Origin of the sequence: Citrobacter sp. Cpo032 (assembly GCF_030332975.1) — a bacterium.
GTDB lineage: Bacteria > Pseudomonadota > Gammaproteobacteria > Enterobacterales > Enterobacteriaceae > Citrobacter > Citrobacter portucalensis.
Window position 1 is genome coordinate 92,988 of record NZ_JAOWGU010000047.1, and the last position, 12,138, is coordinate 105,125.

The window sequence follows — 12,138 nt, forward strand, 5'->3', positions numbered from 1 at the left end:
TGGATTAAAAAGTGGACGAGGATTGCCTATGAAAGAGCAGCAGGTAAACGAACTAACGGCGGCACTGAAAGCGATGGCAACGTCTCAACTGAAACAGGCAGAAGCGATAAACCGTCTGGCTCAGGCTGATGAAACACTGATATCTCTGATTGCAAAAACGCTCGTTGATGAAATTGACGATGAGTTGCCACCGCAAACCTATCTTGATGGTAAGCCGAGGTAATTGTGGAATTTGCAAAACTGCGCCACCGCGTCACCATTCAGCGGAGAACCGCTATCCAGTCACCTACTACTGGTGCAATGGAATACACCTGGAATGACCTTGCAGAGGTGTGGGGTAGCGTGGTTGCCTCTTCGGTCAGGGATTTCATTACAGCCCAGGCATCAAACGTAAAAGTAACGGCCAGAATCACTATCCGATACCGGGAAGATATCCAGGAGAAAGACCGTATTCTTTTCCGTGGCAAAATCTACAGCATTGAGGGGATACTTCCTGATCCTGATAGTGGACTTGAATATCTCACGCTTCCGTGCTCAGAGGGGGTAAAGGATGGCTGACAGCATTGAGTTTAAGCTTGAAGGTGTAGATTCACTGCTTGGTAAGTTAGAAGCCATTACCACGGAAACTAAGCGCAAAACAGGGCGCTCCGCACTGAGGAAGGCGGGAAACGTTATCGTAACTCAGATAAAGAGAAACGCAGAGCGGATCGACGATCCTCACACCGCACGTAGCATTGCTGATAACGCCGCGCTGCGCTGGAATGGTCGTATGTTTAAACAAACCGGTGATCTTGCCTTCAGGATAGGCATTCTTCAGGGAGCCGTATTAAAAAAGCATCCAAGCACTGCGAAAGATGCACCCACTCCTCACTGGCGTCTTCTTGAGTTTGGCACTGAAAAGATGGCAGCAAAACCGCTCGTTCGTGCTGCTGCAAATTCCAGGCTGATAGAGGTTTTCAACACCTTCTCTGTTAACTACGAAGTAGGGATTGACCGAGCCATCAAACGAGCACAGAAGAAAGGAGAGACGGCATGATTGCTCCTATTTTTCCTGTTTGCGCGTCGAGTCCTGAAGTCACTGCTTTACTCGGAAGTAATCCGGTAAGAATTTACCCTTTCGGCATTCAGGACGATAACGTTGTTTACCCATACGCCGTCTGGCAGAACATCAGCGGCTCTCCTGAAAATTTCCTCAACCAACGACCAGATGCGGACATGTATTCGCTTCAGGTTGATATCTATGCCGATACCCCTGATGAGGCTATTGCGGTCGCTAAAGCCATGCGTAATGCGATTGAGGTAAAAGCAAACATTGTTCGCTTGGGTAATCAGACGCGAGACCCTGAGACGTTCAGGTATCGATATTCTTTCGACGTTGACTGGATAGTCAACCGATAACAAACCTTCCATAACCGGCCTTGAGCCGGTTTTTTTATACCCGGAGATAATTATGTCAGTAGTGACTCAAGGCACTCAGATGTACGTTCTGAATAACGGTGTGGTCAGTGAAGTTGAATGTATTACTTCGTTCTCACCAGGTAGTAGCCCGGCAGATCAGATTGAAGATACCTGTCTGAGTGAAACCAATACTCGTTCCTACAAAAAAGGTCTGCGAACCCCTGGTCAGGCTACGGTAGCTCTTAACGCAGACCCGGCAAACGCCAGTCATGTCATGCTTAGCAATCTTGCCGAATCAAGCGATCAAACAAACCTGACCTTCGCTATTGGCTGGTCTGATGGAACGGATGAACCAACGGTAGCGACTTCTGGTGATCCAGATACAGTAGATGGTCTTTCTCTACCGGATACGCGTACCTGGTATGTATTCCAGGGCTATGTTTCTGATTTCCCGTTCGACTTCCAGGCTAATACGGTCGTACAAACCTCAGCAACTATTCAGCGTTCAGGGCAGGGGGTTTGGGTTCCAAAGGCTCAACCAACTAGCTAATAACCAGGCATTAATGAGCGGGGGAAACCCCGCAAATTGAGAGGAAAGAAATGAAACTGAATATGGATTCGTTAAAACAGGTAGGGGCGTTCACTGGTCGTCCTGTTGAGAAGGAAATAACCTGGAAGCAGGGAGATAAAGAGATCACAGCTACCGTTTATATCAGGCCAATGTGCTATCACGATGCGGTATCAAATGTTCTTTCAGCAGTGGGTAAGATTGATGGTGTTGCAGGGCGTATCGCTGCATCAATCTGTGATGAAAATGGCGCTCCTGTTTTCACTGTCGCCGATATCACTGGCGAAGCAGACCCTGAGCGCGGCGCACTTGATGGTGCTCTTACCGTTGCTCTGCTTGTCGCTATTCAGCAGGTTAATGACCTGGGAAAGGCGAACTCAGCGCAGAAGACGAATTCTGGTGTGAATTAGTTCTCAACGGGATAGGTGGTCGTACCATTGCTGAAGCAAAAGAACGCGTTAGTGTTACAGAGTATCGCGACTGGGTTCTTTACCGTCAAAAGTACGGTAGCCTTAACGGAATGATGCGTACTGAGTGGGCCGCTGGCCTTATTTCTTCTGTGCTGGCTAACGTCAACCGTGGAAAAGATTCCCCCTCCTTCAAAGTAACAGACTTCACACCACACATTAACGAGCCTTCCATTTCACTGGAGCAGGCTATGCAGGAGTGGACATAGCATGGCTGGTAAATCCCTCGGAACGCTGACCATTGACCTAGTAGCTAAGGTTGGTGGATTTGTATCTGGTCTAAGCCAGGCTGAACGAGCATCACAAAAATGGCGAAAACAGGTTCAGGCTGATGCAAAAGCAGCTGCGGTAGCATTTACTGGTTTTGCTACCGCGGCAAGTGCGGCAGCTATCGGTGTCGGCGTCGCCGGTTAACTGCCAAAGAATACCGCGATTCATTCTACCAGTACGACAATGCCACATACCCAGGCAATGTAGCTTAATCAATATCAAATCAACCTGCCGAGGCGAGTTGTTTCTTTTATGAGGCCCATATGACCACTTATAACACCAGCAATCCGCTGGGGTCTGCTGCTGCAAAAGATTTATACGATAACGCTCAGAACTTTGATCATCTGTCGAATGATCTTGAAAATGAGATGTGGCCTGACCGATTCGGGAAAAGCAGGTTAACTTGGCATGGAATGGAAAAAAGATACCAGGAAAAGCTGGCGTCTATGGGGTGGGAACTGATTGATTCATTTCAGGGAGGAACTACGTTAACGAGGGCAGATCAGGCGTTGCGTTGGGAATTACCTGATGGGGATGGAGAGTATTACCGCTGGGATGGCTCTCTGCCTAAAACAGTCCCTGCCGGTTCTACACCAGATTCAACAGGTGGTGTTGGCACTGGCGCATGGGTTGGAGTTGGTGATGCCTCTCTTAGATCTGATCTAACAAAGTATGGTGCAACAATTGACCAGATTGCCCATCGGGTTACGACAATAAAGTCATTTGAAGAGTTTGGTGCCATTGGCGACGGGGTAACTAATGATACCTCCGCGATGCTGGCGGCATTGTCGTGGTTGGAGGGGGTGCCGTTTGGTAAATTAACAGGGCGAGTTGGGGCTAAATACCGCATACAACAGAGCTTGGTAATGAAGTTCGACGGCTCTTATACACAGGATGTTACCTCTACAAGGTATATTGATTTCACCGGAACAACAATCGTAGCAGGAGCTTCTGGCATCACATGCTTAAGAATGAGTCATGATTTCTGCCACATCATAAATCCAGTAGTAATTAACCCAGACAACTACTCTGACGTTATCGCCTACGCTATCGCGCCAGAAGACGAATCTCAGACTACCGTACGCGTATCACAGCAATTCTGTGTAATGGAGAACCCACGAGCACGGGGAACCAAAATTGGTCTTAATTTTAAACCAGGGCCTACAGTTGGTGGTAGTAATAGCGGTTCGTATTACCACTCAATTATGAATCCTAATTTTGAGCGTGTAGACTGCGGGTTTTATTTCGAACGTAGTGTAAGCGGAGATAATAATAATACCCGCATTCATATCTACAACCCACACCACGCCACTGGTAACTGCTCTTTCTGGATTGAGTCTACCGACACCTTGCGTGTGTTTGGTGGTCATTCAGAGAATATCACTACTGGCACATGGCCAGCTGACGTTCCGTGCGCAGTGCGTATAGTGAAGACTGTGAGCAGTGATACTTCAGTGGCTGGTAATATTCACTTCCGTGGATTCTTTGGCGAGTTGTGTACGCGTCCATATCAGATTGATCTTAACGTTGGGACGTATGAAAACCACTTTGACTGGTCATGGGTATATCTAACTGAGAGCGCACAGCGTCAAGGCGCTAACAGTTACGAAAGCATATCCCAGTTTGACGGAGTTCTTGTTAGCTCAAACATGGACCCAGACCAGAAAAACATTACTGGGTGCCGTAGGCGTTCTAGTGGTAAAGGGGCGCTTATGATTCAGCCTGACGACGAGTCGCCAGCTGAATTTTATTCCGACACAAAATGGAAATTTACCTCTCCGGTAGTTGAGGCACCAGTACAGGATTTACGCAACAATAACAGTGAAATTCAGATTCTTGGGGCTACTAATGCCGGGATTTTAGTGACTACTACCACCGGTACTAAAGGTGCAACCCTGTCCAGCTATGATGGTAAAACATCATCCGGAAACCCAAATGGCGACCTTAAGATTGGTGGATACAATGGATTCATGCCTGATACAGACAATACGACCGTATTAGGCTATACATCACATAGATGGTCTGTTGTCTATGCTGCAACGGGAACAATAAGCACATCTGATGAAACACTGAAGGTAAAAACCCCAGCAACAAACGAGAGTGCGGAAAGGGAAGCGGCTAATGAAATTCGCAAGAATATTATTCGCTATAAGTTTACTGACGCTATAGAGCTTAAGGGAGAAGAGTCTGCACGAGCCCACTTCGGTGTTGGTGCGCAAACTGTTGGTTCTATCATGACAAAGCACGGACTTAAACCAGAGGATTACGCATTCTGGTGCAAGGACGAATGGGAAGCGTCTTCTGAAATAATCATTAATCCAGAAACGTTAGAAGAAGTTGTAACAGTTAAACCAGCAGGAGTAAGGCACGGAATACGCTATGATGAGCTTATTATGTTCTTATTGATGTATGCGTAAATTGCATAGTTATGGCGTTACATGTACAATACTGCAAATTTTTTTTGGGTTATTAACATGAACGCCTTTTTGCTTTTTGTTGCTATATTTAGTGTTATAATCGACTTAGCTTCACCGTTATCTGTGTATGGCGCTCAGCTTATCATTTTTCCACTCTGTTGCATTCTGCTGTACATAAATAGCGGCGCAAAGATTTGCTACCAGTCTGTTATATTTGTAATTTCGTTAATAACTGTAATTTTTATAAGTGCATTTATACATGTCAATATATCAACGCACACAGAGATACTGATATATCAATCTTTGAAAATAAGCATTTGGTTATTTTCTGCCATGTTGTTATATCATGCTGCTGTAAATATCATGGAGCATATAGTATTTAAAGCTGTAAGTGCTGCTCTGGTTCTTTATGTGACGTGCCTGGTTTTGCAGGTTATCTTCTATAGTCTGCATGGGACAATTATAGATTACTCGACTATGATAGGCGGGGAACCGTCAAGAAATATGATGAGTGGAGTAGGATTTAGACCTACTGGATTGACCGCTGAGCCTAGTGTGTATTGTGGAATTACGGCATGGCTTATTTCTTTAAGATATGCCATAAATAAAAAAACAGACACACTATTTATATTATCATGCATGTCTATGCTATTAACTTTATCTTTTGTTGGTGCATTTTTATGTTTTGGTATTCTTTTGATAGGAATGCTCAGAGTTAGAATGATAATTCCTGTTGTGGGATTTGCTTTCATAGCATACTTGGTTCTAATTGACAGAATAAATGAAAGAGTGTCTCTTTTTCTTTCTGGTGCAGATGGAAGTAATAATGTAAAAATAGATACAATAACTAACTTTATGGCTAATCCTGACATATACACCTATGGTTACGGATTTGTTGGCAAATCAATATCAGCACCATCATTTTATGAGTCATTATATGATATGACTATCTTTGGTAATTTATTTACCATCTTTGGGATTCCTTTTGGAATCATTTCATTAATTGCATTCATTGCTTTTATTATTAGAATTAATCTTTCCAAAAGGGCAAAGATTATGCTGTTAATTTCATCATTGAAAATAAGCTTGCCATTCTTTGCCATTTTCTATCTCGCTATGTCTCTATTTCTAGTGATTTCCAAAAATAACAAATGTAAATCATGATTTAGAACATGACATTACCACCCTTGATTTCATGTCTGGTGATTGTATGTTGATACTATAATCACCAGAAAATGATTCTGTTAAAGTTAAAAATGAATCCGATCCGTTAATCCGATAATCCTTAGAACTCGACTCGGTAATAAAACTACGAATTAAAGTAGCACTATTGCCATTGAATTCAATGGCAGATGTGTTGTTTGTATCTATGATTAATGAATTTTTTCCACAATTTAAATTAATTATATTCGCACCTACAGGTAACGAAATAAAAGAAATCAGAAAAAGAGATGGTATCCTTAGCATTACACTTTCCTTTAGCTTGTCCGAGCATTTGATGCTATCATGACCAACGCCAACGCGTTGGAATAAAGGTATAAAGTGTAGCACCAAGCGAAGATTAGATCGACTTCCGTGATATGAAAGAATTGGTTCAACCATGCTCTGCATCATCATTCGACAAGAGCTAAAGCCGCATGAACTAAATTCATACCCATCCAAACACAAAGCGCATTTAGGTTGACTTCTTCGTATTTGCCGCTTGATCGCTAAAACATACTGCGTAAATAAACAGTATCCATCGGATGTGCATCATGAGCTTTCCTTCATCTGCGACATACTACATTGAATACGCCTGTGCCAGACAGTTATCTGTAGGATGGGGGCTGATAGCCACGTTCTTGAAACGGACATAGATTTTACAGTAATCGAACCAGTGAGTACAAAGAGACAAGGTGACGTGCTTTTGATCCTATGTGATGGCCATACACAGTTTGCAAAACTTATAGGTAGGGCGCTTCTCTCCGATGATGGTGAAGCGATAGACGGTTCTGCACTGTAATAAGTTGAAGTTTTGGGAAGAATGACGTTCTTTGTCAACCGAGCGAAAGATGATGGTTGCCATACAATTTAGAGATTTATACGTTCAGATTTCTTCTAAAAAAATTTCGCCATTGTGGCTTTTTGATAGTCACAACCAGTTGATTAGTCAGATCTAAATTTAATGAGTTAATGGCGAAAAATAAACCTATGTATCTGATAATTATAGATAACACGCGTGATTTAAAATCCCTCGGCGTTCGCGCTGTGTGGGTTCAAGTCCCACTCCGGGTACCATGGGAAAGAACAGAATAATCAAAGCAATAAGCAGTGTCGTGAAACCACCTACGGGTGGTTTTTTTGTGCCTGTTTTTTACAAGCATAGATACCTTGCGTCAAGCAACCTGCCAGAAACGTAAACTGCCCTCTATATACTCACTATTGCTAATCAATCTATCGCCGAATCGGCGCGTTAAACATAAAGCCCCCTCGGGCAGGGTTGTTGATAAACCCATCGCGGGCGGGATTATAGTTGTGGTCCTGGAAACCATTCATCAGGATGGGATCGCCAAAGCCATCCTGTATCGCCAGCTGTCTGTGGATTCGGTTTCGTGCCCTGAACGTGAAAGCGAAATCACCCGTCCCGCCAATGATGAACACACCATTACCAGCTCGAAGTGCCGCGCTCAACTCTTGCTCTCTGACGGCCTGGTTTTGTAACGCGCTGGCTGTGGCAGACGATGACGCCAACAGCAGTAATATGAGAACGGCGCATGAAAATACCGATGGCAGTTTCATGATTAATACCTATAAAAAGCATGGCTATTAAAGTATAGCTTTATGTTGTCATCTTAACTGAAAAGAAAACCAATAATTTAAACCTGCTATCCATACTGTGTTTAAAAGTCCGGAAGAGTAGTGCCGCGCAGTTAAGAACTATAATAAAAACAGCCAACAGGTGATTACTTCTTTTTGCTGGCAATGCTGGTTCAGGGGGCTGCTATGAGCATTTCATCTTTTCCGATAGTTATGCTCGCAGCATTGCTCACCCTTAGTGGTGCAGCATATTCGGTGGAAGAAGGGGATATCTTTTCGCAGAATGCCAGGGCTACGGATCCCATCGCGTTTTCTCAACAGTCATTTAATAACCTGACGTCTTATCAGGTCATGATGCGCTCCTCGTCGCCATCCGATGAAAGCAAAATTATTCGCTATAGCTTTCAAAAGCCTGGGTACGTGCGGATGGATTTTACCCAACCGCATTCAGGTGCGGTGCTTATTTTTAATCCTGTCAGCGGTAAAGTGACGTTATGGCCATTTGGTGTGGGTTCGTTGCCCATTTTGCACCTGTCGCCTACTAATTCATTGATCCAGGATGAGCGCGGTCATCGGGTGAATCGTTCTGATATCGGCGTGTTGTTGGGCAATATTCGTCATCTACAACGCGAAGGGACAACAACCACAGTTGGTAATGAAAATCTTGCAGGACGGGCGACGACGCACGTATCTGTGGTTGGGCCTGGAACAATGGCGGTTGATGGTGTTCACCGCTATGACGTCTGGCTGGATAATTATCACGGACTCCCTGCCAAAGTGATCAGCTATGCGCCAGATGGGCAGCGATTAGAAACCGTGCTTCTGGATGCTATGGTCATTAACATCCGTTTTCCCGCCAATTTCTTCTCGCCTTGAGGGAGTCTGTATTATGGCTAACTATCGGTTTTCCACCGTCTGGCGGGTTGAGGCTTCAATTCAGGAGGTATGGGATGTTTTTTCTCATCCCGATCAGTGGCCAGAATGGTGGGAAAGTCTGGAACGCATCGTTGAGATTAAAAAAGGTGATATACAGGGCATTGGGGCGCTGCATCGTTATACCTGGAAAGGAGCGCTTCCTTATCGCTTAACCTTTGATATCAACGTGTTGAATATTCTGCCCTGCTCGCTGCTTGAGGGGCAAGCCAGCGGGGCGGTTGAAGGGCGAGGCGTGTGGTCTTTTTCTGCCAGTGGCGCAGAAACCATCGTCAGATATGACTGGAATGTGCGTACCACGATCCGCTGGATGAATTACCTGGCTCCGCTGGCGGCACCTGTATTTCGCTGGAATCACGATATGGTTATGCGCGAAGGGGCCAGAGGGTTAGCCCGTAAGCTGGCAACGAATGTTTATATATTCTGAACTCGCTCTCACGGCTGTACTTTTTGCCTGCCTATGGCTTACTATCTGTCGCGCAGTTTCTTATTTCATTCACAGTTAACAGGTCTGTTATTGATGAATAACCTCCATCGGCTCACCTTTTTATGTCAGCGTCTGTCTGCTGTGATGATCGCATACGGTTTTTGCCTTCTTAGCCGTAGCCCAACTCTTACAACATGGACAGACAGCAATGCAACGTCGACAATTTCTCAAAAATAGCGTTCTCCTTTCCGCCGCCGGTTTAGTCGGTCCTGCGGTTATTAGCCAGACGGTTCACGCCGCTGAACCATCCGTTGCACCAGTCGCGCGTCGGCGCTTTGTGTTATCCCAGACGTATAAACTTAACCCTCCTAAGGGATCGAGCGGCGTGGTAAAACTGTGGATCCCGCTTCCGGTAGATACCGCGTTTCAACAAATGACGGCGCTTGCCTTTAGCGGAAACTATAAGCAGGCGTACGTTACCACTAATAATACTTATGGCGCGAAAACGCTGTTTGCCACCTGGCCTGACTCGCAGGGCGAACTGTTGATTAACGTTGATATCGACATTGAAACCGCCGACTGGGAGCCGCTGAAGCAGGACGCGCTGAAAACCTGGCAAGCGCCGGAGCAGATTATTTATCCGCTTGATGTAAAACCGTACCTGCTACCGACGACACATACCCCAGTTGATGGGCTGGTTCTGGAAACCGCGCGTAAAATTACCGGTAATGAGCAGGATCCGCTGAAAAAAGCACGCCTGATTTACGAGTGGGTGAGTAGCCATATGGAGCGCGATAATGACGTTATTGGCTGCGGCACGGGGGATGTGGCGGAGATCTTAAAAAGCGGTAAGCTCAAAGGAAAATGCACCGACATGAGCTCCGTTTTTGTTGCTCTGGCACGGGCCAGCGGCATTCCGGCGCGCGAACTGTTTGGCATCCGTCTGGGCAAAGCCAATAAACTCGAACGTTACTCGAAAAGCGCTTTTGGCAAAGCAGACAGTGCAGGCGTCGCCGATGTGAGCGGCGGACAACATTGCCGCGCCGAATTCTATCTGGCCGGTTACGGCTGGTTACCGTGCGATCCTGCTGATGTGACCAAAATGCGTCTGGCAGAGAAAAAATCGCATCAGGACGCCGATGTCCAGGCGGTAAACACTTACCTGTTTGGTAACTGGGAAATGAACTGGGTTGGATTTAACTACGGGCGTGATTTCGAGCTGTATCCGGCAACGGAGCAGGGAGCCATGAACAACTTTGGCTATCCTTACGCTGAAGCCGATGGCGACCCGATCAATTTCTACGATCCTAAAGCGTTCTCCTACAGCTATGTCGCCACAGAACAACGCTAAAGGGGCGGGACTCACCCTGTTGACGGCCGCTGCGGCTGCCGTCACCGCGGGCTTATGCTGCGTTGGACCGCTGCTCTATCTGTTGTTTGGTATTTCGGCGGCGAGCTTTGCTGTTTTCACCCAGTTTGAGTTTTTGCGAATTCCCCTGATGCTGGTGTCATTGGGCTTATTACTGCGCGTCTTCTGGCGGCTCTATTTTTCCAGGCGGCTGTGGTGCTCCGGATGGTTAACGTTGAAGCAAGCGCGCGTTCTCTACTGGTGCGCGCTGGCGTTGATTTTGCCGGTGCTATTTTATCCAACGCTCGTTGCCTGGTTTTATGAGGTATTTGAATGAAAATCTTCACATTAGTTGCATGCTTGTTGCTGCCGCTGTGGGCTCAGGCGGCCAATCAAAAAGTGGTGCTGGATATACAAAATATGACCTGCTCGCTGTGCGTTATTTCGGTCAATCAGGCGCTACGTGAAACCGATGGTGTGATTAAAGCAAAATCCTCCCTAAAAACCCGACAAGCAGAAGCGATTGTGCCAGAAGGTTTCCCAACCGATACGTTACTTAACGCGGTAGCGAAAACGGGCTATACCGCAACGCTCAACCGTATTGAACAACAGTAAACCACCTACGGGTGGTTTTATTGTGTTTTCCCGGTATGATGCCCGGCGGCTTAGTGTTCTCTTTTGTGCGTTAACTTCCGGAATTCCCCTCGTTTCCTGTTAACCTGAACAGGCGGCAGCTATATGCCGCATATGCCCATTTTTATCTGTTATCCCTCCAGCCATGTAGGATGATCACAGGCAAGATTTTTTGACTAAGGAAAAGCGTTATGAAAACGGGACCATTAAACGAGAGCGAACTGGAATGGCTGGATGATGTACTGACTAAGTACAATACAGACAAGGCTATTCTGGATGTGTCAGAACTGGATGGTTTGCTGACGGCGGTGCTGAGTTCACCGTATGAAATTGAACCAGAGCAGTGGCTGGTCGCAATTTGGGGCGGCGCGCAGTATGTCCCTCGCTGGTCCTCCGAAAAAGAAATGACGCGTTTCATGAACCTGGCGTTTCAACATATGGCGGATACGGCCGATCGTCTGGATGAATATCCTGAGCAGTTTGAGCCGCTGTTTGGTTTGCGTGAAATTGACGAGCATGAACTGACCATCGTTGAAGAGTGGTGCTTTGGTTATATGCGCGGCGTCGCACTGTCAGACTGGTCCGCGTTACCGGACACGTTAAAACCAGCACTTGAAGCTATTGCGCTGCACGGTACGGAAGAGAACTTTGCGGTGGTTGAGAAACTGACCCCGGAAGCGTTTGAAGAGAGCGTCGATGCCATCCGCCTGGCGGCGCTGGACCTGCATGCTTACTGGATGGCACATCCTCAGGAAACGCCGGTCAAAGTACCGGTGAAAGTGGATGCCAAAGTAGGGCGCAATGACCCTTGCCCATGTGGCAGCGGCAAGAAATATAAGCAGTGCTGTTTGCATTAACAGAAAGGGGCGAAAGCCCCTTTG

16 protein-coding genes and 1 pseudogene are annotated in these 12,138 nt (G+C 46.3%); 16 read left to right on the top strand and 1 reads right to left on the bottom strand.

Going from position 1 to position 12,138, the window contains the following annotated elements; genetic code table 11:
* The first annotated feature begins 28 nt into the window (after nucleotides 1-28).
* The 10 genes and pseudogenes from OGY33_RS16930 to OGY33_RS16970 all read left to right on the top strand — a co-directional run bounded on the left by OGY33_RS16930 (nucleotide 29) and on the right by OGY33_RS16970 (nucleotide 6,284).
* The gene (locus OGY33_RS16930; protein WP_191238380.1) at nucleotides 29-223 is read left to right on the top strand and encodes a hypothetical protein; all 195 of its coding nucleotides are present in this window, start codon (nucleotides 29-31) and stop codon (nucleotides 221-223) included.
* Between the two features lie 2 nt (nucleotides 224-225).
* Nucleotides 226-558 (top strand): phage head closure protein, encoded by a 333-nt coding sequence (locus tag OGY33_RS16935; protein WP_094790184.1) that lies wholly within the window; start codon nucleotides 226-228, stop codon nucleotides 556-558.
* Entirely contained in the window at nucleotides 551-1,036 is a 486-nt protein-coding gene (locus OGY33_RS16940; RefSeq protein ID WP_191238381.1) for an HK97-gp10 family putative phage morphogenesis protein, read from the top strand. The genes OGY33_RS16935 and OGY33_RS16940 overlap by 8 nt, the downstream gene beginning before the upstream one ends.
* A complete protein-coding gene (locus tag OGY33_RS16945; RefSeq protein WP_191238382.1) occupies nucleotides 1,033-1,398 on the top strand; it encodes a DUF3168 domain-containing protein in 366 nt (121 codons plus the stop codon). Before OGY33_RS16940 ends, OGY33_RS16945 begins: the two co-directional genes overlap by 4 nt.
* 52 nt (nucleotides 1,399-1,450) lie before the next feature.
* Nucleotides 1,451-1,948: a phage tail tube protein gene (locus tag OGY33_RS16950; protein ID WP_191238383.1), complete on the top strand. Its 498-nt coding sequence runs from the start codon at nucleotides 1,451-1,453 to the stop codon at nucleotides 1,946-1,948.
* Nucleotides 1,949-1,998: 50 nt separating this feature from the next.
* Entirely contained in the window at nucleotides 1,999-2,376 is a 378-nt protein-coding gene (locus OGY33_RS16955; protein WP_191238384.1) for a phage tail assembly chaperone family protein, TAC, read from the top strand.
* A 26-nt stretch (nucleotides 2,377-2,402) separates the two neighbouring features.
* Nucleotides 2,403-2,642, top strand: a complete 240-nt coding sequence (locus tag OGY33_RS24605; protein ID WP_418657851.1) for a phage tail assembly protein T — start codon at nucleotides 2,403-2,405, stop codon at nucleotides 2,640-2,642.
* Nucleotide 2,643: 1 nt separating this feature from the next.
* Nucleotides 2,644-2,844 (top strand): annotated as a pseudogene (locus OGY33_RS16960) (hypothetical protein); the annotation flags it as partial.
* A gap of 122 nt (nucleotides 2,845-2,966) precedes the next feature.
* Entirely contained in the window at nucleotides 2,967-5,120 is a 2,154-nt protein-coding gene (locus tag OGY33_RS16965) for a tail fiber/spike domain-containing protein (protein WP_262411171.1), read from the top strand.
* A 21-nt stretch (nucleotides 5,121-5,141) separates the two neighbouring features.
* The gene (locus OGY33_RS16970; RefSeq protein WP_228356349.1) at nucleotides 5,142-6,284 is read left to right on the top strand and encodes a hypothetical protein; all 1,143 of its coding nucleotides are present in this window, start codon (nucleotides 5,142-5,144) and stop codon (nucleotides 6,282-6,284) included.
* A 1,269-nt stretch (nucleotides 6,285-7,553) separates the two neighbouring features.
* Here the strand turns inward: OGY33_RS16970 and OGY33_RS24485 are convergent.
* Nucleotides 7,554-7,898: a hypothetical protein gene (locus OGY33_RS24485; RefSeq protein WP_003833919.1), complete on the bottom strand. Its 345-nt coding sequence runs from the start codon at nucleotides 7,896-7,898 to the stop codon at nucleotides 7,554-7,556.
* Nucleotides 7,899-8,102: 204 nt separating this feature from the next.
* Here OGY33_RS24485 and OGY33_RS16980 point away from each other — a divergent pair, with 204 nt between their 5' ends.
* The 6 genes from OGY33_RS16980 (at nucleotide 8,103) to OGY33_RS17005 (ending at nucleotide 12,114) form a co-directional block, all read left to right on the top strand.
* On the top strand, nucleotides 8,103-8,792 hold the full coding sequence (locus tag OGY33_RS16980; protein ID WP_191238389.1) for a LolA family protein: 690 nt from the start codon (nucleotides 8,103-8,105) through the stop codon (nucleotides 8,790-8,792).
* 13 nt (nucleotides 8,793-8,805) lie between these two features.
* Nucleotides 8,806-9,276, top strand: coding sequence for an SRPBCC family protein (locus OGY33_RS16985; protein WP_003833916.1), 471 nt, complete (start codon nucleotides 8,806-8,808; stop codon nucleotides 9,274-9,276).
* A 208-nt stretch (nucleotides 9,277-9,484) separates the two neighbouring features.
* A complete protein-coding gene (locus OGY33_RS16990; RefSeq protein ID WP_191238390.1) occupies nucleotides 9,485-10,627 on the top strand; it encodes a transglutaminase-like domain-containing protein in 1,143 nt (380 codons plus the stop codon).
* Entirely contained in the window at nucleotides 10,605-10,961 is a 357-nt protein-coding gene (locus OGY33_RS16995) for a mercuric transporter MerT family protein (RefSeq protein WP_003833912.1), read from the top strand. Before OGY33_RS16990 ends, OGY33_RS16995 begins: the two co-directional genes overlap by 23 nt.
* The gene (locus OGY33_RS17000; protein ID WP_003833910.1) at nucleotides 10,958-11,239 is read left to right on the top strand and encodes a heavy-metal-associated domain-containing protein; all 282 of its coding nucleotides are present in this window, start codon (nucleotides 10,958-10,960) and stop codon (nucleotides 11,237-11,239) included. The genes OGY33_RS16995 and OGY33_RS17000 overlap by 4 nt, the downstream gene beginning before the upstream one ends.
* Nucleotides 11,240-11,448: 209 nt before the next feature.
* On the top strand, nucleotides 11,449-12,114 hold the full coding sequence (locus OGY33_RS17005; RefSeq protein ID WP_003034581.1) for a YecA/YgfB family protein: 666 nt from the start codon (nucleotides 11,449-11,451) through the stop codon (nucleotides 12,112-12,114).
* Nucleotides 12,115-12,138: the final 24 nt, after the last annotated feature.

Bases quoted from the DNA above. Each gene is read 5' to 3' on its own strand.
- OGY33_RS16930 (WP_191238380.1), top strand. From the start codon at position 29: ATGAAAGAGCAGCAGGTAAACGAACTAACGGCGGCACTGAAAGCGATG.
- OGY33_RS16940 (WP_191238381.1), top strand. From the start codon at position 551: ATGGCTGACAGCATTGAGTTTAAGCTTGAAGGTGTAGATTCACTGCTT.
- OGY33_RS16945 (WP_191238382.1), top strand. From the start codon at position 1,033: ATGATTGCTCCTATTTTTCCTGTTTGCGCGTCGAGTCCTGAAGTCACT.
- OGY33_RS16950 (WP_191238383.1), top strand. From the start codon at position 1,451: ATGTCAGTAGTGACTCAAGGCACTCAGATGTACGTTCTGAATAACGGT.
- OGY33_RS16955 (WP_191238384.1), top strand. From the start codon at position 1,999: ATGAAACTGAATATGGATTCGTTAAAACAGGTAGGGGCGTTCACTGGT.
- OGY33_RS16965 (WP_262411171.1), top strand. From the start codon at position 2,967: ATGACCACTTATAACACCAGCAATCCGCTGGGGTCTGCTGCTGCAAAA.
- OGY33_RS16970 (WP_228356349.1), top strand. From the start codon at position 5,142: ATGTACAATACTGCAAATTTTTTTTGGGTTATTAACATGAACGCCTTT.
- OGY33_RS24485 (WP_003833919.1), bottom strand. From the start codon at position 7,898: ATGAAACTGCCATCGGTATTTTCATGCGCCGTTCTCATATTACTGCTG.
- OGY33_RS16980 (WP_191238389.1), top strand. From the start codon at position 8,103: ATGAGCATTTCATCTTTTCCGATAGTTATGCTCGCAGCATTGCTCACC.
- OGY33_RS16985 (WP_003833916.1), top strand. From the start codon at position 8,806: ATGGCTAACTATCGGTTTTCCACCGTCTGGCGGGTTGAGGCTTCAATT.
- OGY33_RS16990 (WP_191238390.1), top strand. From the start codon at position 9,485: ATGCAACGTCGACAATTTCTCAAAAATAGCGTTCTCCTTTCCGCCGCC.
- OGY33_RS16995 (WP_003833912.1), top strand. From the start codon at position 10,605: ATGTCGCCACAGAACAACGCTAAAGGGGCGGGACTCACCCTGTTGACG.
- OGY33_RS17000 (WP_003833910.1), top strand. From the start codon at position 10,958: ATGAAAATCTTCACATTAGTTGCATGCTTGTTGCTGCCGCTGTGGGCT.
- OGY33_RS17005 (WP_003034581.1), top strand. From the start codon at position 11,449: ATGAAAACGGGACCATTAAACGAGAGCGAACTGGAATGGCTGGATGAT.